The sequence below is a fragment of the Sulfitobacter sp. HI0129 genome, assembly GCF_001635395.1.
Lineage (GTDB): Bacteria > Pseudomonadota > Alphaproteobacteria > Rhodobacterales > Rhodobacteraceae > Sulfitobacter.
In genome coordinates, this window is record NZ_LWGH01000843.1 from 1 (window position 1) to 520 (window position 520).

General features: G+C 63.8%; 1 protein-coding gene. It reads left to right on the forward strand.

Going from position 1 to position 520, the window contains the following annotated elements; all coding sequences use genetic code 11:
* Positions 1-21: 21 nt before the first annotated feature.
* On the forward strand, positions 22-520 hold a 499-nt coding region (locus A3764_RS19840), incomplete at its 3' end, for an amidase family protein (RefSeq protein WP_269085033.1).

Below are 520 nucleotides of genomic sequence, written 5' to 3' on the forward strand. Positions count from 1 at the left end.
CACCCCCACGATCCGCTTTCGATGCCGCCCCCGCGGGTGCCATTCGTGCGCGCGGTGGAGGAGCCGAAAGCGCCAAAAAGGGTAGCCTTCACCCCGGACCTCAACCTTTCCATGGTCGATCCCGAAGTCGCCGCGATCTGCCGGAAGGGCGCAAATTCCTTCACCAATGTCGGTGCCCTGGTCGAAGAAACCTGCCCGGATTTTTCAGGCGGGCTCGAAGCCTTCCAGACCCTGCGCGCCATCCTCGTGGCCGCCGTCCGGGGTGACCTGCTGGAAACCGATCGCGACCGCGTCGCGCCGGAGATCATCTGGAACATCGAAAAGGGCCAGAACATCACCGCCGATGAAATCCTGCAGGCCGAACGCGCCCGCGCGGCGATCTTCCACAACCTCGCGACCTTCTTCGAAACCTACGACGTGCTGGCCTGCCCCACCGTCGCCGTGCCCCCCTATCCGGTGGATCAACGCTTCCCCACCCACATCGGGGATACCGAGTTGACGACCTACATCGACTGGATGT